This is a genomic window from Tabrizicola sp. (genome assembly GCF_016792905.1).
Classification (GTDB): Bacteria; Pseudomonadota; Alphaproteobacteria; order Rhodobacterales; family Rhodobacteraceae; genus Tabrizicola.
Map to the genome: position 1 here is coordinate 1 of NZ_JAEULP010000051.1, position 24,667 is coordinate 24,667.

The following is a 24,667-nucleotide window of genomic DNA, read 5'->3' on the forward strand; positions in this document are numbered from 1 at the left end:
GCTGTGTTGCCTTTTTTGGGGGGGGGTTTGGGGGTGGGGGGGGGGGGGCCCCCCCCCCCTTTTGGGGTGGGGGGGGTGGGGGGCCCCCCCCCCCCCCCCCCCGCCGCGCAAACCGGATATCTGACGCAACTGCGCTCAACGTCTGCGGGCGCAGAGAAGCGCCCCACGACAGGGACATCACCCCAAAAGACCAACCAACCCTTTCACCTGGCACCAAGTATCCCCGCCGGAGGCCCTTCGCCCGAGCCGGTTGGCGCTTGCGCCAGAGGCGAGACAAAGGCTTGCGCGTCAGCGCTCAATATGAAAACCGCCCCCACCCGCCGAACCTTCGAAATCCGGGCCTTCCCGGGCACTATCTCCCGTTCGGAGTAAGGGTACGCCCGGGCATGATCCTTGCCCAATCCCTAACGGCCACGCGCAACACATTGATTTCAGTTGATCCAATCCCGCTGTCCACCGTGGACACTTGCCCAGCTTGCCACCCCCGCCAAACCACGCCACTCTCCCCCCATGACCGCCCAGACCCGCCTCACCTCCCTCGACATCGCCCGGACCCTGGCCGTGGTCTGCATGGTGATCTTCCACTTCACCTTCGACCTCGCCCTCTTCGGCCACATCGACCCCGGCACGATGTCCCAGCCCTTCTGGTACTACTTCGCCCGGGCCATCGCCGGCAGCTTCCTGTTCCTCTCCGGCATCGGCCTCTGGCTCGCCCACGGCCGCGGGATCCGCTGGCCCGCCTTCTGGAAACGCTGGCTGATGATCGCCGCCGCCGCCGCCCTCATCACGACCGCGAGCATCTGGCTGGTCCCCGGCGGCCCAATCTGGTTCGGCATCCTGCATGCCATGGCCGCGACCGCGCTCCTCGGCCTGATCGCGCTGCGGCTCCCCTGGCCCCTCACCCTCGCGCTGGCGCTCCTCATCTTCGCCGCCGCCTGGGGGCCTCGGCTCGAAGCGTTCGACCCGCTCTGGCTGGTCTGGACCGGCCTCGCCCAGAGCCGCCCGATGATGGGCGACTATACACCCCTGATCCCCTGGGCCGCCCCCGCTCTTGTCGGCCTTGCCACCGCCAAGGCCATCCACATCGACCAGTGGCGCGGCACCGCCCCCTCACCGCTTATTCGCACCCTCACCTTCCCCGGCCGCCACTCGCTGATCATCTACCTGATCCACCAGCCGGTCCTCTTCGGCCTCTTCAATGCCTATGGCTGGGTCACGTCCTGACGCTTCCCCTTGCCGCCGCTTTCCGCTAATCCGGGCCGCAACTCTGGGAGCCCGCCGATGAAGTTCACCCTTGCCTGGCTGAAAGATCACCTCGACACCGAGGCCACAGTCGACGTCCTTGCCGAGGCGCTGACCGACCTTGGCCTGGAAGTCGAGGGCATCGAGGACCCCACGGCACAGCTCGGCCCCTTCCGCATCTGCCGCGTCATCGAGGCCGTCCAGCACCCCAACGCCGACCGCCTCCGCGTCTGCCGGGTGGAGACCTGGCCCGACGGCCCCGGCGGTCGCACCGAGGAGGTCCAGGTCGTCTGCGGCGCACCGAATGCGAAGACCGGCCTGGTCGGCGTCTTCGCGCCCCCCGGCACCCATGTCCCCGGCACCGGTGTCGACCTGAAGCCCGGAAACATCCGCGGCGTCGATTCGAACGGGATGCTCTGCTCGGAACGCGAACTCATGCTGTCGGACAACCACGACGGCATCATCGAACTGCCCGCCGACGCGCCGATGGGCGTGCGCTACATCGACTGGAAGGGCTTGGCCGACCCGGTCGTCGAGATCAAGGTCACCCCGAACCGCCCCGATGCGCTCGGCATCCACGGCATCGCCCGCGACCTGGCGGCGCGCGGCATGGGCAAGCTGAAACCTGTCGAGGCAGCGCCGGTCAAGGGCAGCTTCCCCTCGCCGATCGGCATCCACATCGACCCCGCGCTGAAAGCGAAAGGCTGCCCGCATTTCACCGGCCGCCTGATCCGTGGCGTCAGGAACGGCCCCTCGCCCGACTGGATGCAGGCCCGCCTCAAGGCCATCGGCCTGCGGCCCATCTCGGCGCTTGTCGATATCACCAACTACTTCACCTTCGGCCTGAACCGCCCCCTGCACGTCTTCGACGCCGCAAAGGTCAAGGGCGACCTCACCATCCGCCCCGCCCGCGAGGGCGAGACGCTCACGGCGCTTGACGGCAAGACCTACACGCTGAACCCCAGCCAGATGGTCATCGCCGACGACCACGGCCCGGAATCGCTGGCCGGGATCATGGGCGGCGAGGCTTCCGGCTGCACACCGGAGACGACCGACGTCTTCCTTGAGTCAGCCTTCTGGGATCCGATCACCGTCGCCGCGACGGGCCGCGCGCTGAAGATCAACTCCGACGCCCGCTACCGCTTTGAACGCGGCGTGGACCCGGCCTTCACGCTCCCCGGCCTCGAACTCGCCACCCGGATGATCCTCGACCTCTGCGGCGGCGAGGCGTCCGAGGTCGCGCAGGACGGCACGCCCATCGACCCGACCCGCAGCTACCGGCTGGACCCGGCCCGCGTGGTCAGCCTGGTGGGGATGGAGATCCCCGAAGCCACCCAGCGCGCCACGCTTCAGGCGCTCGGCTTCACCCTGAGCGGCAATGACGTGACCCCGCCGACCTGGCGCCCCGACATCCTGGGTGACGCCGACCTGATCGAGGAAGTCGCCCGCATCGCCAGCCTGACCAGGCTGCAAGGCGCGCCGATGGCCCGCACCCAACCCGGCGTCCCGCGCCCGATCCTGACGCCGCTGCAAGTCCGCGAACGCAGCGCCCGCCGGACCATCGCGGCGCTCGGCTACAACGAATGCGTCACCTACAGCTTCATCGACGCGAAATCCGCAGCCCTCTTCGGCGGCGGGACCGAGGCGGTGCGGGTGGAAAACCCCATCTCGTCCGAGATGACGCATCTCCGCCCCGACCTCCTCCCCGGCCTCCTCGCCGCCGCCGCGCGCAACCAGGCCCGCGGCTTCATGGACCTGGCCCTGTTCGAGGTCGGCCCCGCCTTCAGTGGTGGAGAACCGGGCGACCAGCACCTGCAGGCGACCGGCCTCCTCGTCGGCGCGGCAGCCGCCCGTGACCCGCATGGCAGCCGCCGGATGATCGACGTCTTCGACGCCAAGGCCGATGCCGAGGCCGTCCTCGCCGCGCTTGGCGCCCCCGCCCGCGCGCAGATCAGCCGCAAGGTGGCAGGTTGGTGGCATCCCGGCCGCTCTGGCGCAATCGGGCTTGGCCCCAACACCATGGCCAGCTTCGGCGAGGTCCACCCGCGCATCCTGCACGCCATGGACGTAAAGGGCCCCGCCGTCGCCTTCACCGTGCTTGTTGCCAACGTGCCCGCACCGAAGGTCAAGACCCCCACCCGCCCGGCCCTCGCCATCAGCGACCTTCAGGCCGTGGACCGTGACTTCGCCTTTGTCGTGGATGCCCGCGTCGAGGCGCTGACCGCCGTCAACGCCGCGCAAGGCGCCGACAAGGCCCTGATCGAGACCGTCCGCGTCTTCGACCAGTTCACCGGCGACAAGGCCGAGGCGCAGATGGGGCCGGGCAAGAAGAGCATCGCCCTGACCGTCCGGCTGCAACCGCAGGACAAGACGCTCACGGAAGCCGAGATCGAAGCCGTCAGCGCGAAGATCGTGGAGAAGGTGACAAAGGCAACCGGCGGCAGCTTGCGCTCCTGACCGGGCCAACACCACCCGTCTTGCCAAGGGATACCCGGGGATCGCTATCTTCCGGCGGCCCCCGTCTGGTCTGGATCGGCCGGGTGCTGCGCCGACGTCCCGCCGATCCAGCCGAAGAACCGCCGAACCAGCCCTTCGAACCCGTCGACAAAGCTGTAGATCACCGGGATCACCAGAAGGCTCAGGAAGGTCGAGGTGATCAGCCCGCCGATCACCACCGTCGCCATCGGCTGCCGGAAGGACGGGTCGCCCTCGACCAGGCTCAGCGCGGCGGGCGCCATGCCGGCCGACATGGCGATGGTCGTCATCACGATGGGCCTTGCCCGCTTGTGGCAGGCGTCGACCAGCGCCTCGAACCGGGCCATGCCCTTGCGCCGCGCCTCGATCACATAGTCCACCAGCAGGATCGAGTTCTTGGTGACGATCCCCATAAGCAGCAACAGCCCGATCACCGAGGGCATCGAGAAACTGGTTCCCGTCACCACCAGCGGGAACAGCGCCCCGCCAAGCGCCAGGGGCAGCGCCGCCAGGATGGTGATCGGCTGCAGGAAATCGTGGAACAGCAGGACCAGCACTGCGTAGACGCAGAAGATGCCGATGGCCATCGCCGAGGCAAAGCTGGTGAACAGCTCCGCCTGCCGCTTCAGGTCGCCCTGATCGACGAAGTCCACTCCGGAGGGCAGGTTCTGGTAGGAGGCCAGCGCCTGCACTTCGGCATTCACGTCCGACAGGTTGCGCCCGTTCAGCTCGATGGAAATCGTCACGTTGCGCTTGCGGTCCAGCCGGCTGATCTTTGACGGCGCCGAACCCATCTTGATGTCGGCAATCGCCCCCAGCGTCACCGTTCCGTCGGTCGCCGGTACCGGGATCGCCCGGATCTTGTCGATGGACGCGCGCACGGAAGACTCCAGCGTCACCCGGATCGCGATCTGCCTTGTGTCTAGGTTCAGCTTCGACAGCGCCGAGTCGTAGGCCCCCGCCGTCGCCACCCGGATCGTGTCGGCGATGGCTTGCGAGGTCACGCCATAGGACGCCGCCCGCGCCAGATCGGGGGTGATGACGATCTCGGGCGATTGCAGAGCGGCGGACGAGGTGACGGCCCCGATCCCGCTGATCCTTTCCCGAATTTCCGCCTCCAGCGCCGCCGCCGCCTGTTCCAGCGTCGCGGAACTGTCACCCGCCAGCGTCACCTGCAGCTCGGTTCCGCTCTGGCCCGACCCCACTTCGATCCTGGCCCCTGGAATACCAGCCACGGCGCCGCGGATGTTGCCCTCGATCCCGGTCTGGCTGACATCGCGGTCGTCGATGTTGGTCAGGCTGATGACGATGGTCGCCGATGTGACCGAGGAGCTGACCCCACCCCCGCCCGGCCCGCCGCCGGTGGACGCACTGCCCGTGGCCTGGAACACCCCCGTGACATGCTCCACCCCCAGCGCGGCTTCGCTGGCCCGGCGGGCGATGGCGTCGGTTTCCGAGATGGTAGATCCGGGCGGCAGGGTGACGCTGATCCGGGTCTGGCTGTCATCCTGCGCCGGGAAGAACCCGGTCGAGAGGTGGGTGACGAGAATATAGGTCAGCCCGAGGAAGGCGATCACCCCCATCACCGGAATCCAGCGGTGCCGCAGCGCTCCCTTGATCGTCGCGATGTAGCTCCGCATCAGCCAGCCGTCCTCGGCCTGCGCATGGGCCTTGGTCTTCATCAGATAGGCCGCCATCATCGGCGTCAGCAGCCGCGCCACCAGCAGCGAACAGAAGACCGCGACGGATGCCGTGATCCCGAACTGCTTGAAGATGATGCCGACGATCCCGCTCATGAAAGCGGTGGGCAGGAAGACCGCGATCAGCGTGAAGGTGGTGGCAATCACCGCCAGCCCGATCTCGTCCGCCGCCTCCATCGCCGCGTCATAGGCGGGCTTGCCCATCTGGATATGCCGCTCGATGTTCTCGACCTCGACGATGGCGTCGTCGACCAGGATGCCGACCACCAGCGACAGCGCCAGAAGCGTGACCGTGTTCAGCGAATAGCCCAGGTAGTCCATCACCAGGAAGGTCGGGATTACCGACAGCGGCAAGGCAATGGCGGCCAGCAGCGTCGCCCGCCAGTCCAGAAGGAACAGGAAGACCACGATCACCGCGATCACCCCGCCCTCGTACAGCATGGTCATCGAGGCGTCGTAGTTCTGCTCGGTCGGCAGGATGGTGTTGTAGGCCTCCTCGATCTCAACCTGCGGATGCTCGGCTGCAAAGGCCGCCATGGCCGCGCGGACATCTTCGACCACCGCAAGGTCGGAATAGCCCGTCAGCCGCTTGATCTGCGCCGCGATCACCGGCTTGCCGTTGAGGTAGGCCAGCGAAGTCAGGCTGGCGTTGGTGTCCGTCACCGTCCCCAACTCGTCCAGCCGCACCCAGGCGCCGTTCGGCAGCGGGATCGGCAACGCCCGCAATTCCTCGACGCTTCCCACCGCCGCCCCCACCCGGAACGATTGCGACCCGTTGCCAAGGTCCGCCGCCCCGCCCGACAGGTCGCGCTGCACCGCCCGCAACTGGGTGTTCACATCCTCGGCCGACAGGCCCAGCCCGGCCAGCAGGTTCGGGTTCAGCTCCACCCGGATTTCCCGGTCCACGCCGCCCAGCCGCCCGACCTCGCCCACGCCGTCGACCGCCATGATCGCCCGGGCCAGGTCGTTGTCGATGAACCAACTGAGTTCCTTGTCATCCAGCCGGTCCGAGGACAGGACGAACGTCACCAGCGGAGAGCTGCCAAGGTTCGACTTCGACACCGTAGGCGCGTTCATCCCCGACGGCAGGTCGCCCTGCGCCTGGTCGACCGCGCTCTGCACCTCGTCCTGCGCGACCTGCACGTCCTTGCCGATCTGGAACGCCACCGAGATCGACACCGACCCATCGGTGATCGTGCTGTTGACCGACTCCAGCATGGCAAGCCCGGTCAGGCGGTCCTCGATCTTGCGCGCCACCTCGGTTTCCAGCTGGGCCGCAGCCGCCCCGTCCAGGCTGGCCGAAATCGTGATCGTCGGCAGCGACATGTCGGGAAAGTTCTGCACGTCCAGCCGGTTGAAGGCCATCAGCCCGGTGATCGTCAGCAGGATGAAGGCAAGGATCGGCGGAACCGGATTGCGGATCGCCCAGGCCGAGAAGTTCATTCCTGCCCCTCCACCACCTTGACGACCGACCCGTCCGACAGGAAGGCCCCGCCCGACACGACCACCTGCGCGTCCTTCGCGAAGTCGCCCAGGATCTCGACCCTGTCGCCCCGCCGTCGCCCGGTTTCCACCCGCTCGCGCAGGACCGTTGTCGCCTCGCCGGACTGGATCACGAAGACATAGGAAAACCCGTCCTGTAGCGTGATCGCGGTCGCGGGCAGCGTCACCGCCTCGGTTTCGTCCACAATGAACGACCCCGTCACCAGGATGCCGGTCTTCGGCATCGGCACGCCCTCGGGCGGGATCGGGTCGACATAGACCAGCACCCGCCCGTTGGTCTGCGAGGCCTCGGTCGACACCCGCCGCACCGTGCCGCCGACATCACCGAAGGGCGAGGGGATCACCACCTTCGTTCCCGTCTCGATCCCGCGCAGCTGGAACACCGGCACCTCGGCCTGCCATTCGATCCGGCTGTCGCGGATCAGCCGGAACAGCTCCTGCCCCTGGCTGACAACCTGCCCCAGCGCGGCGCTGACTTCGGACACCACGCCATCGCTGACCGCCACGATGCGGGTGTTTGCCAGTGACAACTTCTTCGTGGCCAACTGCGCCTCGGCGACCGTCACGCTGGCCTGAGCCTGGCGTTCCGTGGACAGGTAGGACGCCACCTCCTGCTGCGAGATCGACCCGCCACCCGACAGCTTGCGCGCGCGCTCGGCATCCCCGGTCGCCGTCTCCAGCGCAGCCCGGGCCGATTCCAGCGTCGCCTCCAGTTCGGCAATACTGTTCTCGATCGACTCGCGCGACAGTTCCGCCAGCACGTCCCCCGCCTTCACCGTGTCGCCGACCTCGACATTGACCGCCACGATCCGCTCGCCCCCCAGTTCCGAGGCGATCACGGCCTCCGCCCAGGGCGCCAGCCAGCCCGAGGCCTGCACCTCGACCGGCCAGGTCTCGACCTTGGGCACCGTCGCCTGAACCGTCAGCGCAGCCGGGACCGACGCCTCGGTTGTCACCGCATCGCTGCCCGCCGAGGGCTTCAGCAGCCAGACCGCCGCCGCCGCAAGGACGACGCCGACAAGGCCCGTGATGATCAGGTTGCGCTTGCGCATGGTCTATCCCTTCGTCGTCTCGTCAGAGGCGGGCCGCTGCCAGCCGCCGCCCATCGCCTTGTACAGCGCGATCCATTGCCGGATCAGCGCAAGTTGCTGGGAAATCTGTGAAATCCGGCCAGACTGCACCTGCCGCCGCGCCTCTTCCCGGTCCAGCAGCGAGACGCGGCCCGCCTGCCAGTCCGCGTCCACGGCCGCAAAATAGGTATCGTACTCTGCCACCAGCGTCCCGGCGCTGGCCAGGTTCTTCCGTGCCGCGTTCAGCCGGGTCAGCGCCGCCTCGGCCTCGGCCACCGCCGACAGGACCGCGCTGCGATAGGCCTCCGCCGCGGTGATCGCATCGGCATTCGCCCCCCTGACCGCCGCCCGCCGCTGCCCGCCATCCAGAATCGGCAGCGACAGCGCCGGGCCGAAACTCCAGCCGTTCGGCTCGCTCAGCGTCACGCTGCCCCCCAGCGTCAGCGAGGGGTAAAGCTCCGCCTTTGCCACCCCAAGGTCCAACAGCGAGGCCGCGAAACTCAACTCCGCCTCGGCGATATCCGGCCGCTGGCGCAGCATGTCCGCCGGAACCTCGGCCACCCGGAAGCCTTTCGCCGCGGGCATCCCGCCACCCTTCGCCAGGATCGTGTCGATCGCGTCCTGCGGCTGGCCGGTCAGCACCGCCAGCGTCTGCGCCAGCACCCGGCAATCCGCCACCTGGCTGTCCAGCGAAATCCGCGCACTGGCCTGGTTTGCCCGCGCCAGCGCCAGGTCGGCCTCGGCCCGCAGTCCCGCCACGACCAGCCGCTGCGTCCCCTCGATGGTCTGGCCCTGCGAGGCCACCGCATCGCGGTAGACCTGCTCGATCATCCGGCAGGCGCGGTATTGCGCATAGGTATCCGCCACTTCCGCCGAAAGCGACACATAGGCCCCGGCGTAGGCGTGCTCCTCGGCCTTTGCCCGCAACCGTTCGGCCTTCGCCGTCTTCGACGCCCGCCCGAACAGGTCCAGCTCCCAACTGGCATCCAGCACCGCCGTCCGTGTCCGGGTCTGCGCCGTGGTCTCGCTGTCAGCATCCTTGACCGAGGCCTGCCCCGTCACATCCGGCCACAGCCCAGCTGCATCCTGTCCCGCCCGCGCGCGTGCCGCCATCACCTGCGCCGCCGCCGTGCGCAGTGTCGGGCTGCCCGCCTGCGCCAGCGCCAGAAGCTCGGTCAGCTGCGCATCGCCGATCTTCGACCACCAGTCGATCTCCAGCGCGGTCTGCATCTGCGGCACCGACGCCGAAAACCGGGCCGCCGTCGCCTGCCGGGCGTCCGGCGCGACGATGGGAACCGAGCAGCCGGTCAGAAGGATCAGGCTGGCAACAAGCAGGGGGCGGGTCATTCCGTCAGGTCTCCCGTGTTGCCGCCTCAGATGCCAGAAGCCAGCGTAAAGGAGTGTCAAGATTCGGCAAAGAAAGGAAAATACCGGCCCATCCGCCGACGCCCGCGCTATGGTGCGCCCAACGAAAGGGCAAACTGCATGGCCACCGTCCTCCTGATCGACGACGACGCCGAACTGACCCGGCTGGTCGGCGACTACCTGACGCGCGAGGGCTTCACCGTCGCGACAGCCCCGGATGGCAGCAAGGCGCTTGGCCGGATCATCGAGACCCGCGCCGACATCGTGGTGCTCGACATCATGATGCCGGGGCCGGACGGGCTGGAAGTCCTGCGCCGCATCCGCGCCGAGACCGCCGTGCCGGTCCTGATGCTGACCGCCCGCGGCGACGAGGAGGACCGAATCACCGGCCTCGACCTCGGCGCCGACGACTACCTCGCCAAGCCCTGCTCTCCACGTGAGCTGGCCTCGCGCCTCCGCGCCATCCTGCGCCGTGCCCCATCTGAAGGTGCCACCCCTGCCCAGACCGGGCCCCTGCACCTCGACACCGTCCGCCGCACCGCCATCTGGCGCGGAGAACCCCTGCGCCTGACCGGGGCCGAGTTCAACATCCTGGAAGTCCTCGCCGCACAGGCGGGCCGACCCGTCTCGCGCGCCGACCTGTCGCTGCAAGGCCTCGGTCGCCCCCTCGCCCCCTTCGACCGCGCCATCGACGTGCATCTCTCGACGATCCGGCAGAAACTTGGCGCCTATGACGACGGCCGCAGTCCGATCCTGAACCTGCGCGGCATCGGCTATCAGTTCGTCGAGGAATAGACCCGATGACCCTGCGCGTCTTCATCGTGATCTGGGGCGCGCTGGTGCTGACGATCCTCCTGTTCGGCACGCTGGTCGCCGCCTGGGACCCTGCCCCGCCGAAGGGCGCCATGCTGGTCGGCGAACGCGCGATGATCGAACGCCAGCTTGCCCTTGTCGCCGACCGGGACGGCAGCGCAGCGGCCCTCGCGCACTGGTCGGCCATCGCCCCGGCCTATCCCGGCATCATCCTGGCCGAAGACCCCGCCTGCGCCGATGATCCGCCGGTCCGCGATGCGGCCGGAACCTGTCTGAAAGTCTCGCTCACCGACACGCCAAGCCGCTTCCTCGAAGGCCTGCGCATCCTGCTCCTGCCCCTTCTGGTGGGCTTCGCGGTCAGCGCCGCCGCCGCCCTTCTCCTCTCGCGTCACCTGACCCGGCCGATCCGCACCGTCAACGCCGCCCTGCAACGCCTGGCCTCGGGCGATCTGGACAGCCGTATCGGCAGCGCGCTCGACGGCTCCAGCGGCGAGCTTGCCCGACTGGGCGGCGCTTTCGACCATGCCGCCGACCGGCTGCAAAAGCTTGCCGAAGGCCGCCGCCGCCTGTTCAACGACCTTTCGCATGAAATCCGCTCGCCCCTTGCCCGCCTGCGCGCCGCCGTCGGCCTCCTGGAGGTCAGCCCCGACCGCCTGGCCGAGATGCAGCGCCAGATCGAGACCGACATCCTGCGGCTCGACAACCTGGTGCGCGACATCCTGACCCTCGCCCGCTTCGACAGCACCGAAGCGCATCCCGCCCACGTCCGGCTGGATCTGGTCGATATTCTGGAGCCGATCCTCTCGGATGCGAATTTCGAGGGGCAGCCGCGCGGGGTGGTCGTCAATTACGACGGGCCGGAGAACCTCGAACTCGCGGGCACGGCCGAGCTTCTGCACCGGGCCCTGGAGAACGTGATCCGCAACGCGCTGTCCCATTCGCCGGACGGTGGCCACGTCAGCGTTCAGGCTACCACGGGAAGCGAGGGGCTCCGGATCGACATCTCGGACGAGGGGCCCGGCGTGCCTGATGCGGACAAACCAAGGATTCTTGAGCCATTCTTCCGGCTCTCCGACGTGGCCGCGACCGGCGGCACCGGCCTTGGTCTGGCCATCGCCGCGCGAGCGATAGCTGCCCATGGCGGAACGATCGGCCTGTTCGACAACGTTCCGCGCGGCCTTCGCGTACGGGTCATCCTTCCCGCCCCCGCAGGATCGCTGCCCGTCCGCCGGACCGACGATCCGACCACAGCCTGATCGCAAGCACTCAGGCCGGGCGACCTCAGACCACCGCATGCTCGTGCCGCAGGACCGGCTGCAGGGAGGCGAACGGCTGCATCACGACATCGGAAGGCAAGGAGGCCGCCAGTGGCAATCCCGCCGGATCGGGGATTGTCCGATTCATCCCTGAAGATCATATGATTAAGCGCACGCACAGGCTCTCGCCCCGGGGGACGGTTTGTTCGACCAGGATTTCCAGTTTGACTCGGACATCGTCGACCTCGCCCGCCGACTGGTCGGGACAAGGCTGCTTGTCCGGGGCGTGGGCGGAACCGTGATCGAGACCGAGGCCTATGGCCGCGACGATCCGGCCTCGCACAGCTGGCGCGGCCAGACCGCCCGCAATGCCGCAATGTTCGGCCCGCCCGGCAGCGTCTATGTCTACCTTTCCTATGGCTGCCACCTCTGCCTGAATGTCGTGGGACGCACTGGCGAGGCTGTCCTCATCCGGGCGATCCGCCCGGAAGTCGGAGTGCCGCTGATGATGCAGCGGCGGAGCCAGTCGCCCGCCATCGCCTCGGGCCCGGGGCGGGTGGGGCAGGCGCTGGGCATCGGGTCTGGTGACAGCGGCCAGCGCTTCGGGACGGCAGACTTCCGGCTCGACTTCGGTCCCACCGCGCCCAGGCTCCTCACCGGGCCAAGGATCGGGATCAGCCGGGCGACCGACCGGCCCTGGCGCTTCGGGCTTGCCGACACACCGGGTCTCAGCCGTCCCTTCCCGTGCTAGGCGGCTGCCGGTCCCGCCCGGGAACCGGCCACAGTGAACACGTCTGACCTTCACCGACCATGGTCGGGAACCCGGCAGTCCGCGATCAGGCACCCCAGCCGACGATCCCCTTCACTTCGCAGAAGTCGTGGATGCCCCAGTCGGCATATTCCCGACCATTGCCGGATTGCTTGTAGCCCCCGAACGGGGCCGAGGTGTCCCAGTCCGGGTAGTTCAGGTTTACCGTCCCCGCGCGCAGCCGCCGGGCGACGGGCTGGGCATCGGGGACCGGACCCGCGATATAGGCGGCAAGGCCGTAGACCGTGTCATTGGCCTGGGCGATGGCGTCCTCCAGGTCGTCATAGGGCTGGATCGCCAGGACCGGGCCGAAGATCTCCTCGCGCGAGATGGTCATCGCGTTGACCACGTCGCCAAAGACCGTCGGGCGCACGAACCAGCCCCGGTTCAGCCCCGCCGGGCGGCCCGTGCCGCCGGTCACAAGTGTCGCACCCTCGTCGATCCCGGCCTGGATCAGGCGCTGGACCTTGTCGAACTGCATCTTCGAAACCAGCGGACCCATGGTGACGCTGGTATCGCGCGGGTCGCCCACCTTGATCGTCTCGGCCGCTTCCTTCGCCACCGCCAACGCCTGCGCCTGCTTGTCGCGGGGCACCAGCATCCGGGTCGGCGCATCGCAGGACTGGCCGGTGTTCGACATCACCGCCGTGACACCGGCGGCGACAGCCGCGGCCAGATCGGCATTGGGCAGGATGATATTCGGCGACTTGCCGCCCAACTCCTGCGCCACGCGCTTCACCGTCGGCGCGGCGGCGGCAGCGATTGCCGTGCCCGCGCGCGTCGATCCGGTAAAGGATACCATGTCGACCTCGGGATGCGAGGACATGCGGGCGCCAACCTCCGGCCCCAGGCCGTGGACAAGGTTGAAGACACCCTTCGGCACCCCCGCATCATGGCAGACCTGGGCGAAAAGCGTGCCGGACAGCGGCGCGATCTCGGACGGTTTCAGCACCATGGTGCAGCCCGCGATCAGGGCGGGCGCCACCTTGCAGGCGATCTGGTTCATCGGCCAGTTCCACGGCGTGATCAGCGCGCAGACGCCGATCCCTTCATGGACGATGCGGGTGGTTCCCCGCATGTATTCCCAGTCCATCTCCTTGGCGGCCTTGATCGTGGCCTCCATATGGACCTGGCCAGCCCAGGCCTGCGCGCCGCGCGCCCATTCGATGGGGGCGCCCATCTCGGTGGACATGACCTGCGCGAAATCCTCGTAGCGTTCGTTGTAGACATCAAGGATGCGCTGGATCAGGGCGATGCGCTCCTTGACCGGGGTGACGGTCCAGGCGTCGAACGCGGCGCGGGCGGCCAGGATGGCGCGGTCGGCATCCTCGGTGTTGCCCAGCGCGACCTCGCAGACGATCTCTTCGGTCGCCGGGTTTTCCACGCCCATCCTCGCCTTGGAAAGCGGCTCGACCCACGACCCGTCGATGTAGAACTTCGTCATGTTTTCCGGGATCATGGCTGTCTCCTGACAATTCCGGGCGATGTAACTCTGGAAACCTATCGCAAGCCGAAGGGGTGCTGCTAGATCAGTTTCGTAATGCCGGACTCTGTTTACGACATCGCCGACCGGGCTTCTGTACTGAAAGCCGGGTACCGTGCCGTGACATGCCGCCGCACGGATGCCCTGTCGCCATCACCATGGCGCACGTCCGACGTTCTCCTGCGCGACAGAGACCGCCTTCAGCACGGCATACACCTCGCGCCCCGGTTTCAGGTCCAGCGCGGCCACGGATCGCCTCGTCAGCCGCGCGAGCATCACCTCGTCGCCGACCCTCAGCTGGACCATCGCACCGGGGCCATCGCCAAGGTGGATCGTCCCGACCCTCGCCTGCAGGATGTTGAGCGCCGAAATGCCGGTCGGCCTCTCGGTGGCAACCATCACGTCCTGGGCAAGGATTCGCAGGCGGAGCACGGCCCCGTCCGGCACGTCCACACGCGGCAGGAACACCGGCCCGCCGCCGGTTTCCAGCCGGGTCAGACCGTCCCCTTCCTGTGCCGTGACGCGGGCTGTGATCATCGCACCGGCCTCCCGCAGTCCAAGGGTTGGCGCAATCGCAGGGTCGGACAGGACCTCTGCCGCCGGGCCCGCGGTAACGACCCGCCCGGCCTCCATCAGGACAACCGTCGTCGCCAGACGCGCCACCTCGGCAACCGAATGGCTGACGTACAGGATCGGCAGGTTCCATTCGTCCCGCAACCGCTCCAGATAGGGCAGGATTTCCGCCTTCCGCGCCTCGTCCAGCGCAGCAAGCGGCTCGTCCATCAGCAGGATCCGCGGATTGGACAGGATCGCCCGGCCAATCGCCACCCGCTGCTTCTCTCCCCCCGAAAGGGCGCCCGGCCGCCGGTCCAGCAAGGCGCCGATGCCCAGAAGGTCGACGATGCGGGACAGATCGGCACCCTGACCCTTCCCGGAGAACCAGCGGCCGTAAAGCAGGTTCTGCCGCACGGTCAGGTGCGGAAACAGCCGCCCGTCCTGGAAGACATAGCCCATCCCGCGGCGGTGGGGCGGCAGCGAGATCCCGGCGTCAGTGTCCAGAAGCGTCAGGCCGTCCAGCGTGATCCGCCCCCGGTCGGGCCGAAGCAGCCCCGCCACGGCATTGACCACGGTCGATTTTCCCGACCCGGATCGACCGAACAGCGCGGTCACGCCCGACGGAGCCTCGAACACCGCATCCAGCGCGAAACTGGCAAAAGCATGCTGCAGGGCCACCGACAGCGTCATTGCCCGGAAATCCTGCGCGCCACGGCCCGGCTGACCCATTCCGACAACAAGAGCGCCGTCATCGCCACCGCAATCGCCACCAGCACCAGCCGGAACGCCTGCGCATCGCCCCCCGGCACCTGCAGGAAGGCATAGATCGCCGAGGGCAGCGTCTGGGTCTGGCCGGGGATGTTCGACACGAAGGTGATGGTCGCACCGAACTCGCCCATCGCCTTGGCGAAGGCGAGGATCGCCCCCGCAATGATCCCGGGCAGGATCAGCGGCAGCGTCACCGTCGCAAAGACCCACAGCCGCGGCGCCCCCAGCGTCGAGGCCGCCTGTTCCAGCTTCGGGTCAACCGATTCGATGGCCAGCCTTATCGCCCGGACCATCAGCGGAAAGGCCATCACCGCCGCCGCCAGCGCCGCCCCGGTCCAGCGAAACGCCAGCACGATCCCGAACCACTGGTCCAGGAACTGCCCGACATAGCCCTTCCGGCCGAAAGTGATCAGCAGGAGATAGCCGGTGACGACCGGCGGCAGGATCAGCGGCAGATGCACCAGCCCGTTCAGGACCTGCCGACCCCGGAAGTCCCAGCGCGCCAGCGCGTAGGCGACGAGGATGCCCAGGGGCAGGCTGAGCACCGTCGCCCAGACGGATACGCGCAGCGACAGGGCCACTGCGCGCCATTCCTCCGCTGAAAGCGCCTCGAACATGCATCCCGTTTCCGGGCTGCCTCAGTTCAGGATGGCAAAGCCCTGTGCGGTGAACTTCGCATCTGCGGCGTCCGACGACAATGCCTCGAAGAAGGCCTTGTCCGCCGCATCCGCCGCCCCGGTCAGCAGCGCCGCCGGGTAGACGATCGGCTTGTGAGTGTCGTCCGGGAAGGTGCCGACGACGCTCACGTTCTCGTCCGCCACCGCGTCCGAGGCGTAGACGATCCCATAGGGCGCCTCGCCCGTGGAAACCAGCGCCAGAGCCGCGCGCACGTTTTCCGACTGCGCGACCGACCCCTCGACCGCCGACCAGACGCCCAGCTTCTCCAGCGATTCCTTGCCGTATTGTCCGGCGGGAACCGAATCGACCATGGCCATCGACAGCTTGCCGTCGCCCAGGAGCGCGGCCAGATCGAAGTTCGGCCCGATCTCGACCGGGGCCACGTCCTTGCCATGTGCGACCAGCACCAGCGTGTTGCCCAGAAGGTCCTCGCGCGTGTCCGGCACGACCAGACCGGCCTTCTCGACCTCGTCCATCCAGTTCACGGCGGCCGAGATGAAGATGTCGGCAGGCGCGCCTTCGATGATCTGCTTGGCGAGCGCATTCGACCCGGCATAGCTGATCGTGACCGTGTTTCCGGTCGCAGCCTGGAAATCCGCTGCGACGGCATCAAGCGCGTCCTTCAGCGAAGCGGCCGCGAAGACGACGACCTCTTCCGCCAGGGCGGGGGTGGCAAGCGATGCGGCAAGAATCGTAGCAAAGGCAAGGCGGCGAGTCATGGAATCCTCCAGTCGATATTTCCCGCCAGACATATCAATCAGGTGGCCCCGGCGTGGCAAGCGTTATTTTCCGCCAGACATTTCGCTTTTCGCCTTGCCGCGCAGCAAATGTTCCAAAGCGGCAATCGAAGTCGCTGCCGCCTCTTCCGACCGGGCCACGACATCACGGTACAGCCGAAGGACCTCGGCTCCGTGGTCGGTCAACCGCGCTCCACCGCCACCCTGGCCACCGCGCGCACTGGAAATCAGCGGCTGCGCGAAGGCCGCATTCAGTTCCTCGGCCAGCATCCAGGCGCGCTTGTAGCTCATCTTCATCTGGCGCCCGGCGGCAGCGATCGAGCCCGTCTCGCGGATGCGCTCAAGCAGTTCTGCCTTGCCCGGACCCATCATCGCCCCGTCGAACAGGATGCGCAGCTTCAACGCCGTCATGGCCCTCGCTCCTCTTCCGCCTGAGTCGATATTTCCTGAAATGCCTATCGCTGACAAGGCCCGCGATGCGACGGACGACCGGCGCGGCCCGACATTTCCCCCACCGATGGGGCGGCACATCGCCGCGTCCGGTCGGCCCGGCACCAAAGTCCTGTTGGTGAACCGGATGAATCGATATATTCCTTGGAACATGTCCCGGGAATTCGCCTTGAACACGGCTGCACCACCTGAACCCCGTGGTCTGATCCAGACGGACGACCAGCGCTTTGCGGTTTCCACGACATTCGCGCGGGACGGTCAGGCCGTTGCCCGGGTGACGGGGCGGCGCGACAGCGGTTCACGCAGGCCGAGCCGCCAGTAGGGAGCGTCGGACATGCACACTACGGCCAGCCAGCACGTCACCCGCATCGAAGCGGCCATCCGGTCGGGCCAGGCCGCACGATCCTCGGTTGCCGCATCCTGGGCACGGTCGGCGACGCTCTACCATCTCGACCCGGCTGCCGCGCGGCTGGAAAACCGGCTGACCGCGTCGGAACTCGCCGTCGCCTGCGAGCGATCCGGGACGCTCCTGCCGACGGCTGCCCCGCATCTTGACCGGCTGTTCCATAGCGTCGGCGGGCTTGGCGCCTGCATCGTGCTGGCCGATGTCGAAGGCGTGGCGCTCGACCGCCGCGGCAATGTCGGCGACGATCGGGATTTCGCCTCCGCAGGCCTCTGGACCGGCACCGCCTGGTCCGAGGCGCGGGCCGGGACCAACGGTATCGGCACCTGCCTGGCCGAGGGGCGGGCCGTCACCATCCACCGCGACCAGCATTTCCTGGCGCGCAACATCGGGCTCAGCTGTTCCTCGGCCCCGGTCTTCGGCCCCGAGGGCGAGCTGATGGCGGTGATCGACGTCTCGACCGCCCGGTCCGACCTGCCGGAAGCCGTCAGCGGCCTGATCGGTGCGACCGTGACCGAGGCAGCCCGAAGGGTCGAGGCTGACCTTTTCAGCCAGCGCTTCCCCCGCGCCCGGCTGGTGCTGGTGCCCGGAACCGAACGCGGAATCGGCGCCACACTTGCGGTCGACGCGAACGATCTGGTGATCGGCGCCACTCGGGCGGCCCGCCTGCACCTGAACCTGTCGGGCAATCTCGCCGCCTCGCCCCGGCCGCTGGCAGATCTGTTGGGCCAGGATGCCGGGGACGGTTTCGAAGATGCCGAGCGCGCCGTCATCGCGCGGGCCTTGGCACGCTCCGGCGGCAACATCTCGGCTGCCGCGCGGGCGCTTGGCCTCAGCCGCGCGACGCTGCACCGCAAGCTCGACCGCCGCTGATCGCAGTTTGTCTGCCGACCTGTCTCAATCCTGCGACAGGTCGGCTCGGTGATCCACCCCGCCCGGGATGACCGACTCGCTCCTTCGCCGCAGCATTGCCCCAGGGTCGCCTGGAGGAGGCGGCTGAACCGAGGAGGAGAACAGAATGACCAAGATGGATCCCAAATCCCTGACCGCTGCGCCGTTCCAGAAGCGCTATGACAACTTCATCGGCGGCGAATGGGTCGCGCCGAAATCCGGCCGCTACATGGAAAACATCTCGCCCGTCACCGGCCTGGTGGTCTGCGAAGTGGCCCGTTCGAACGCGCAGGACATCGAACTCGCGCTTGACGCCGCGCACAAGGCCCGCAAGCGCTGGGGCGAAACCAGCGTCACCGAACGCTCGAACATCCTTCTGAAGATCGCCCAGCGCATCGAGGACAACCTCGAAGCCATCGCCATCGCCGAGACCTGGGACAACGGCAAGCCGCTCCGCGAGACGATGGCGGCGGACATTCCCCTGACCATCGACCACTTCCGCTATTTCGCGGGCGCGATCCGGGCGCAGGAAGGCTCGATCGGCCAGATCGACAACGACACCGTGGCCTACCATTTCCACGAACCCCTCGGCGTCGTCGGCCAGATCATCCCGTGGAACTTCCCGATCCTGATGGCGGCCTGGAAACTGGCCCCGGCGCTGGCCGCGGGCAACTGCGTGGTGTTGAAACCGGCGGAACAGACCCCGGCCTCGATCATGTACCTGATGCAGTTCATCGCCGACCTGCTGCCGCCGGGCGTCCTCAACATCGTCAACGGCATCGGCGAGGAAGCGGGCGCTGCGCTCTCCTCCTCCAAGCGCATCGCCAAGATCGCCTTCACCGGCTCGACCCCGGTCGGCAAGATGATCATGAAGGCCGCCGCCGACAACCTGACCAACATCACGCTGGAACTGGGCGGCAAGTCGCCGAACCTCTTCTTCGCCGACGTGATGAACGAGGATGACGCCTTCCTCGACAAGGCGATGGAAGGTTTCGCCATGTTCGCGCTGAACCAGGGCGAGGTCTGCACCTGCCCGTCGCGCGCTCTGGTGCAGGAATCGATCTACGACCGCTTCATGGAACGCGCCGTCAAGCGGGTCGAAGCCATCGTCGCGGGCGACCCGCGCGCCACGGCAACCATGATCGGCGCCCAGGCCAGCCAGGAGCAGTACGACAAGATCTCGTCCTATCTGGAGATCGGCCGCAAGGAAGGCGCCAAGGTGCTGACCGGCGGCGCGGTGAACCACTTCGGCGGCGATCTGTCCAAGGGCTTCTACATCCAGCCCACCATCTTCGAAGGCACCAACAAGATGCGGGTGTTCCAGGAAGAAATCTTCGGGCCGGTCGTCTCGGTCACGACCTTCAAGACGCTTGAGGATGCGCTGGAAATCGCCAACGACACCGTCTTCGGCCTTGGTGCAGGCGTCTGGAGCCGCGACACCAACACCGCCTACCGCGCCGGCCGCGGCATCGAGGCGGGCCGGGTCTGGACCAACTGCTACCACGCCTATCCGGCAGGGGCTGCCTTCGGCGGCTACAAGCAGTCCGGCATCGGGCGCGAGACGCACAAGATGATGCTCGACCACTACCAGGAGACGAAGAACCTCCTGGTCAGCTATTCGCCCAACAAGCTCGGCTTCTTCTAGGCCCTGATCCCGCACAGGAAGGGGGCGCCCGTCGCCCCCTTTTTCCGGCGCCACCTCAGACGGGCGGTCGCCCGACACGCCGGGGCACGCCGTCCCGGATCGGCACCACCTCGACGATCCCGCCCTCCGCGATCTCCGTCATGTCGGGGGTCAGCACGATCAGGATCTCGGCCCGCGCCAGCGCCGCGACATTGGCCGAGCCCTGCTGCACCAGCGGCATGGCGCAACTCCTTCCCTCCGGCCCGGTCTCGATCCGCCCGAGCAGCACATCCGTGCGGCCCGCAGGCTTGGCATGGGCTCGGCCCAGCGGCAGCCGCCACGCCGGTGAAAGCGGCAGCGGCAGGTCCAGAAGCCGCGCCAGGATCATCCGCCCGATCAGGATGAAATCCACCAGCGCCGCCACCGGGTTTCCCGGCAGCACCAGCACCGGGCAATCGTCGATGTCGCCGAAACCAACCGGCTTGCCCGGCCGCATCTGCAACCGCCAGAACTCGACGGCCCCGCGTCGCGCCACCAGGCCCGACATATGGTCGGCAAGCCCGACCGAGGCCCCGCCGGTACTGACGATCAGGTCATGCCCAGGCGCCGCTTCGGTCAGGCGCCGCAGCAGATGCTCCGGTTCATCCGCGCAAATCCCCAGGTCGGTGACATCGGCCCCGCAGCCCGCCAGCAGCCGCGCCAGAAGCGGACGATTCGTGTCGCGAATCTGCCCGGGGCCCAGCTCGCGCTCCGGCGCGGCAAGTTCGTCGCCGGTCGAGATCAGCGCCACCTTTGGCGCCCTGGAAACCTGCACCGTCGCCACATCCAGCGCCGCCAGCAGCGCCAGTTCCCCGGGTCCAAGCCGGTGCCCTGCCGACAGGATCAGCTCATCGCGGCGGACGTCCTCGCCCACCGGCCGGATATGGCGCCGGACGCCCGGCTTGCGGCATAACGTGACCTCGGTCCCGCGCAGCTCCGCGTCTTCCTGCATCACCACGCAATCCGCACCCGGTGGCATCGCAGCCCCGGTGAAGATGCGCGCGGCCTCGCCCGCGGCAACCGGCTGCCCCAGGCGTCCGGCCATGATCACCTGCGACACATGCAGGCTGACCGCCCTGCCTTCCAGCGCGTCGGCGGACCGCAGCGCAAATCCGTCCATTGCCGCGCAGTCAAACCGCGGCAGGCTGCCCGGGGCAACGACGTCCGACCGCAGCCAGCGCCCGCACGCGGCCTCCGCCGTCACGCGCTCTGCGCCCACCCTGCTGAACGGATAGGTCTCAAGGAACGCCAGCGCGTCATCCAGACGAAAACGTCCCACCGCCCCGGAAGATTTGGCCATCACCTGCCCGATCCATGCCTTGCTCCCGATATTTTTCGCTGAATATAACGCTGACATCAAGTCGGCCGCGCAGTAGCGCACCGGGGCGCTAGACTCCTCGATAACAGGGGCCCCGGGCCATGACCGGTTCGACCGCCGCCATGATCTCGTCGTAGTCGACCTCGGTCGTCAGCGCCTCGAACCCGGGATAGCCCAGCCGCCGCATCACCTCCGGACTGGCCAGATAGGCCCCCGCGATGAAGCGCCCCAGAAGCGCCCGGTCCTCCACCGACAGTGCCCGCACCGGCGCCAGCGGATCGGCGGGCGGTTCGGCGGGAAAGCGCGCGACCACGGCCAGGAACCCGGGCGCGAGGTCTGCCCGGGTCTTCAGCACCATCGGCAGAAGCCGGTCCTGCACCCCCACCGCAGGGGCCGAGGGGAAGCCAAGTCCCGGATCGCCCGGAATCATCGCGTCGCACAGCCAGTCAAGCCGGGCCGCCACATCCTGATGACTGATCGCCATGCTCCCCTCCTCAGAACGCCTGCCCATGGCGGTTCCGCACGATGGCCTCCGCATTGCGCAAGGCCAGCGCCGCGACCGTCGCCGTCGGGTTCACCGCGCCCGAGGTCGGCATCACGCTGCCGTCGATGACGAACAGGTTCGGCACGTCATGCGCCCGGCCATAGCCATCGACGACCGATGTCTCCGGGTCCTCGCCCATCCGCGCCGTGCCCAGGATATGCCAGCCGGTCTCCTTCAAGGGCGGCGCGGCCATCGTCTCGTAGGCGCCCGCCTCGCGCATCGAGATCATCGCCTTCTCCTGCATGAACTTCTGCAAGCGATACATGCCCGCGTCATAGCGGTAGGTGACCTTGGGCGCGGGAATGCCGTCGTCGTCCTTCAGCTCCGGGTCCAGCGTCACCCGGTTGTGCTCGAAGGGCAGGTCCTCGGCGATGATGTCCCAGATCGCCGACCGGCCGAAGCGCTTGTAGACCGTCTTGTGGAACGCCTCGCCCCATTCCGTCTCGGCCCCCCAGGGGTGCGCGCCGATGGCCCCGAGGGGCGATCCCGTCGGCATCAGCATCAGCTTCGCGCCGCGATGGAAGCCCCGGTCCGCGCCGGTTTCGGCGAATTCCAGGCTATAAGCCCGCTGCGCTGCGGTGCCCTGCCAGCTGTCCATCACCTCGTCGAACAGGCCCGTGACAGTAGTAAACGGGTGCATCATCAGATTCTTGCCCACCAGACCCGAACTGTTCGCCAGCCCGGCCGGGGATCGCGATGTGGCCGAGTTAAGCAGCAGCCGCGGCGTCCCGATCCCGTTCGCGCAGATCACCACGATCCGGCTTTTCTGGCTATGCGTCCCGCCGGTGTCGCGGTCGACATAGGTGACGCCCGTCGCCAGCCCCTTGGCGCTGGTCTCGACCCGGATCACCCGCGCCCGCTGCACCAGCCTGACGCCCAGCTTGATGTTCAGCGGCCAATGCGTCCGGTCGACCGAGGCCTTGGCCCCGTCGAAACAGGCCGGGGCCGAACAGGCGCCGCGCCTCACGCAAGGGTTCAGTCCGGCATGTTTCACCGTGGCGATGGCATTGGTGCCCGGCCAGATATGCCAGCCCAGCCGCTCGTGCGCCTTGAACAGCCGCCGCTCGATCGCCCCCAGGGGCAGCGGCGGCAGCGGCGGGTCGAAATGCGGATAGGCCGGGTCGCCGCCGACCCCCGACACCGCCATCTGCAACTCCACCCGGTCGTAGTAGGGCGCGAGGTCGTCATAGCTCAGCGGCCAGTCGGCCCCCACGCCGTCCAGCGTCCTGACCTTGAAGTTCGACGGCTGGAAGCGGTTCCAGGCCCCGGCATAGATCACCGTCCCGCCGCCGACCCCGTTCCACATCAGCGGGTTGATGTCGGATTCCGTCGCGTTGATCGGATAGTCGGACGGCATCCTGCGCCGGTTCGGATTAAACCCGAAGCCCATGTCCTTGCGCAGCTCGAACCCCGGCTCGTCGAACCTGATCGAGGCATAGTCGGGGTATTCACCCTGCTCCAGACAGACCACCGACATGCCTGCCGTGGCCAGCACCTGCGCCGTGATCGCCCCGCTCGGCCCCGCGCCAATGATCGTCACGTCGCTGTCTTTGCCGCCGCCCGCGTTCATGCCTCTCGCCCCGAAGGCCTGCGCCTCGACATAGTTTAGCGCTACACGTCGCGCTTGCGCAAGATGGCTTTCGCCGGTCAGGGCTGTTTTCCTGACTGGATCGAAGCTGGGCAAATTCTTAAGATGTAGTAAATGTCCGCGGACAAGCCATTGATTTCATTGACTCGAAAAATCTGTCCACCGTGGACACCTTGCGGTCAGATGCGGTCCCCCAGCCCCCGGGCCACCAGATTCCGCATCAGTTCCCGCGTCCCGAAGGTCCATTCCGGGCAGTCATCCGTCCGCCGGACCCGGTTGACCAGCCGCCCCAGCAAGGGCGTCGCGATCTCCACCACATCGCCCACCTCATGGGTGAACCCCTGCCCCACCCCCCGCCGGTCCTTCACCGGGGCGAACATCGTCCCCAGGAACAGCACCGCCCCGTCCGGATACTGATGGTTCCGGTTCAGCATCTGCCGCGCCAGTTCGGCCGGTTTCCGGCTGATCGCGGCCAGATCGCTCTCCCCGGTCATCTCGAACCCGTCCTCGCCCGTGACCCGCAGCGACACCCGCACTCCTTCCAGCGCCGCCATATCGAACCCGCCGTGGAACAGCCGGATGAACGGCCCCACCGAACACGAGGCATTGTTGTCCTTTGCCTTCCCCAGCAGCAGCGCCGACCGCCCCTCGACATCCCGCAGGTTCACGTCGTTGCCCAAGGTCGCGCCCAGGATCGCCCCGTCCGAGCGAACCACCAGCACCACCTCCGGCTCCGGGTTGTTCCATTCCGAGATCGGATGGATCCCCACATCCGCCCCGCAGCCGACCGAAGCCATCGGCTGCGCCTTGGTGAAGACCTCGGCATCCGGCCCGATCCCCACCTCCAGATACTGCGACCAGAGCCCCATGCCCTGCAGCACCCGCTTCACTTCCCGCGCCTTCTCCGACCCGGCAACCACCCCCCGCAGGCTGTCGCCGATCACCGGGGCCAGCCGGTCGCGGATTTCCTGCGCCCGCCCGCTGTCGCCCTTGGCCTGCTCCTCGATCACCCGTTCCACCATGCTATCGGCAAAGGTCACCCCCGCCGCCTTGACGGCCTGCAGGTCGATCGGGGCCAGAAGGTGCAGCCCCCGCCCCGCAAGGGCATCGTCCAGCGTTCCGAGGTCCGCCAGCCCTTCAACCGCCTCCAGTTGCCCAGCGATCCCGTCAATCTCCAGCAGACCCGACATGGTTGCCGAAACCGAGGTCAGGTCCAGAAGGCGCCCGTTGCGGACCAGCACCGGGCAAGGCCCGCCTGTCGCGTCCGCCCAGACCCGGCCAATCAGGACGGCACGGCCTGCATCCTCGGGGAGGACCTCCTCGGCGGACAGCATCAACGCGGTGATCATTCCAGGGT

The 24,667-nt window shown here is 67.9% G+C and carries 20 protein-coding genes; 8 read left to right on the plus strand and 12 right to left on the minus strand.

Going from position 1 to position 24,667, the window contains the following annotated elements; translation table 11 throughout:
- Positions 1–510: 510 nt before the first annotated feature.
- The gene (locus tag JNL31_RS10860) at positions 511–1,224 is read left to right on the plus strand and encodes a heparan-alpha-glucosaminide N-acetyltransferase (RefSeq protein WP_294973138.1); all 714 of its coding nucleotides are present in this window, start codon (positions 511–513) and stop codon (positions 1,222–1,224) included.
- Positions 1,225–1,281: 57 nt separating this feature from the next.
- Positions 1,282–3,699 (plus strand): phenylalanine--tRNA ligase subunit beta, encoded by a 2,418-nt coding sequence (gene pheT, locus JNL31_RS10865; protein WP_294973140.1) that lies wholly within the window; start codon positions 1,282–1,284, stop codon positions 3,697–3,699.
- Between the two features lie 44 nt (positions 3,700–3,743).
- On the opposite strand, the gene JNL31_RS10870 is transcribed toward pheT, so the two are convergent.
- The 3 genes from JNL31_RS10870 to JNL31_RS10880 are packed head-to-tail and all read right to left on the minus strand — an operon-like array spanning position 3,744 to position 9,337.
- Positions 3,744–6,860, minus strand: coding sequence for an efflux RND transporter permease subunit (locus JNL31_RS10870; RefSeq protein ID WP_294973142.1), 3,117 nt, complete (start codon positions 6,858–6,860; stop codon positions 3,744–3,746).
- A complete protein-coding gene (locus JNL31_RS10875; RefSeq protein WP_294973144.1) occupies positions 6,857–7,972 on the minus strand; it encodes an efflux RND transporter periplasmic adaptor subunit in 1,116 nt (371 codons plus the stop codon). The genes JNL31_RS10870 and JNL31_RS10875 overlap by 4 nt, the downstream gene beginning before the upstream one ends.
- Before the next feature lie 3 nt (positions 7,973–7,975).
- Positions 7,976–9,337, minus strand: a complete 1,362-nt coding sequence (locus tag JNL31_RS10880) for an efflux transporter outer membrane subunit (protein WP_294973145.1) — start codon at positions 9,335–9,337, stop codon at positions 7,976–7,978.
- Positions 9,338–9,475: 138 nt separating this feature from the next.
- On the opposite strand from JNL31_RS10880, the gene JNL31_RS10885 reads away from it, so the two are divergent.
- The 3 genes from JNL31_RS10885 to JNL31_RS10895 all read left to right on the plus strand — a co-directional run bounded on the left by JNL31_RS10885 (position 9,476) and on the right by JNL31_RS10895 (position 12,175).
- Entirely contained in the window at positions 9,476–10,150 is a 675-nt protein-coding gene (locus tag JNL31_RS10885) for a response regulator transcription factor (protein ID WP_294973147.1), read from the plus strand.
- Positions 10,151–10,155: 5 nt separating this feature from the next.
- Positions 10,156–11,424 carry a HAMP domain-containing sensor histidine kinase gene (locus JNL31_RS10890; protein WP_294973149.1) on the plus strand — a complete coding sequence of 423 codons (1,269 nt, stop codon included), beginning with the start codon at positions 10,156–10,158 and terminating at the stop codon, positions 11,422–11,424.
- A 202-nt stretch (positions 11,425–11,626) separates the two neighbouring features.
- Positions 11,627–12,175, plus strand: coding sequence for a DNA-3-methyladenine glycosylase (locus JNL31_RS10895; protein WP_294973150.1), 549 nt, complete (start codon positions 11,627–11,629; stop codon positions 12,173–12,175).
- Positions 12,176–12,260: 85 nt separating this feature from the next.
- Here the strand turns inward: JNL31_RS10895 and JNL31_RS10900 are convergent, their stop codons facing one another.
- The 5 genes from JNL31_RS10900 to JNL31_RS10920 all read right to left on the minus strand — a co-directional run bounded on the left by JNL31_RS10900 (position 12,261) and on the right by JNL31_RS10920 (position 16,864).
- Positions 12,261–13,691: an aldehyde dehydrogenase family protein gene (locus tag JNL31_RS10900; RefSeq protein ID WP_294973152.1), complete on the minus strand. Its 1,431-nt coding sequence runs from the start codon at positions 13,689–13,691 to the stop codon at positions 12,261–12,263.
- A gap of 177 nt (positions 13,692–13,868) precedes the next feature.
- Entirely contained in the window at positions 13,869–14,960 is a 1,092-nt protein-coding gene (gene modC / locus JNL31_RS10905; RefSeq protein ID WP_294973185.1) for a molybdenum ABC transporter ATP-binding protein, read from the minus strand.
- Positions 14,957–15,655, minus strand: a complete 699-nt coding sequence (modB, locus tag JNL31_RS10910) for a molybdate ABC transporter permease subunit (protein ID WP_294973154.1) — start codon at positions 15,653–15,655, stop codon at positions 14,957–14,959. The genes modC and modB overlap by 4 nt, the downstream gene beginning before the upstream one ends.
- Positions 15,656–15,676: 21 nt before the next feature.
- Entirely contained in the window at positions 15,677–16,435 is a 759-nt protein-coding gene (gene modA, locus JNL31_RS10915) for a molybdate ABC transporter substrate-binding protein (protein WP_294973156.1), read from the minus strand.
- Between the two features lie 63 nt (positions 16,436–16,498).
- Positions 16,499–16,864 carry a LysR family transcriptional regulator gene (locus JNL31_RS10920; protein WP_294973157.1) on the minus strand — a complete coding sequence of 122 codons (366 nt, stop codon included), beginning with the start codon at positions 16,862–16,864 and terminating at the stop codon, positions 16,499–16,501.
- Between JNL31_RS10920 and JNL31_RS10925 the strand changes: the two genes are divergently transcribed.
- From JNL31_RS10925 to adh, 3 genes are all read left to right on the plus strand, one after another.
- The gene (locus tag JNL31_RS10925) at positions 16,842–17,225 is read left to right on the plus strand and encodes a hypothetical protein (protein WP_294973159.1); all 384 of its coding nucleotides are present in this window, start codon (positions 16,842–16,844) and stop codon (positions 17,223–17,225) included. The two genes, JNL31_RS10920 and JNL31_RS10925, sit on opposite strands and share 23 nt — an antisense overlap.
- A 12-nt stretch (positions 17,226–17,237) precedes the next feature.
- Positions 17,238–18,179, plus strand: coding sequence for a helix-turn-helix domain-containing protein (locus tag JNL31_RS10930; protein ID WP_294973160.1), 942 nt, complete (start codon positions 17,238–17,240; stop codon positions 18,177–18,179).
- Positions 18,180–18,324: 145 nt separating this feature from the next.
- Positions 18,325–19,842 (plus strand): aldehyde dehydrogenase, encoded by a 1,518-nt coding sequence (adh, locus tag JNL31_RS10935; protein ID WP_294973161.1) that lies wholly within the window; start codon positions 18,325–18,327, stop codon positions 19,840–19,842.
- Positions 19,843–19,897: 55 nt separating this feature from the next.
- Here the strand turns inward: adh and glp are convergent, their stop codons facing one another.
- The 4 genes from glp to JNL31_RS10955 all read right to left on the minus strand — a co-directional run bounded on the left by glp (position 19,898) and on the right by JNL31_RS10955 (position 24,659).
- Positions 19,898–21,139 (minus strand): gephyrin-like molybdotransferase Glp, encoded by a 1,242-nt coding sequence (gene glp, locus JNL31_RS10940; protein ID WP_294973163.1) that lies wholly within the window; start codon positions 21,137–21,139, stop codon positions 19,898–19,900.
- Positions 21,140–21,248: 109 nt separating this feature from the next.
- A complete protein-coding gene (locus JNL31_RS10945) occupies positions 21,249–21,662 on the minus strand; it encodes a hypothetical protein (RefSeq protein WP_294973165.1) in 414 nt (137 codons plus the stop codon).
- A gap of 10 nt (positions 21,663–21,672) precedes the next feature.
- The gene (locus JNL31_RS10950; RefSeq protein WP_294973167.1) at positions 21,673–23,292 is read right to left on the minus strand and encodes a GMC family oxidoreductase; all 1,620 of its coding nucleotides are present in this window, start codon (positions 23,290–23,292) and stop codon (positions 21,673–21,675) included.
- 197 nt (positions 23,293–23,489) lie between these two features.
- Positions 23,490–24,659 (minus strand): fumarylacetoacetate hydrolase family protein, encoded by a 1,170-nt coding sequence (locus tag JNL31_RS10955; RefSeq protein WP_294973169.1) that lies wholly within the window; start codon positions 24,657–24,659, stop codon positions 23,490–23,492.
- Between the last annotated feature and the right edge of the window lie 8 nt (positions 24,660–24,667).